Consider the following 341-nt stretch of genomic DNA (forward strand, 5'->3'; position numbering starts at 1 on the left):
CTGACACCAGTTTGCTTCAACATTTTTATCTGACGATGAAACGGCAAGTGGTACTCGTATTTATTGATTAAAAGCTCTGCTAATAGTGATGGGCCAGCATTGCTGCGTGGTAAAGGTAATGGAGGAAGTGCTGCAACTCGAACAGCTGGTTCTTCTTGTTCTTGCGAAGCTTGTTTTACTGCATACTTGTGTCGGATAATCCGGCGTACATACAACTCTCCCGGTTTATGTTCCAATATTTCGGTGACTTCTTCACCAATACGCACCCAATTGTCATTAATACCATCAGGTTCGATAACTTCTTCTTCCCGGCGAAGCTCTTCAGGCAGGGGCAAACGTAC

1 protein-coding gene is annotated in these 341 nt (G+C 44.6%); it reads right to left on the reverse strand.

Annotated features, from left to right (window positions below; translation table 11 throughout):
• A partial coding sequence (locus tag KDU71_RS23520; protein WP_212193448.1) for an IS66 family transposase occupies nt 1-341 on the reverse strand: 341 nt, incomplete at both ends.

Origin of the sequence: Carboxylicivirga sediminis, from assembly GCF_018156225.1 — a bacterium.
In the GTDB taxonomy this organism is placed as follows: Bacteria; Bacteroidota; Bacteroidia; order Bacteroidales; family Marinilabiliaceae; genus Carboxylicivirga; species Carboxylicivirga sediminis.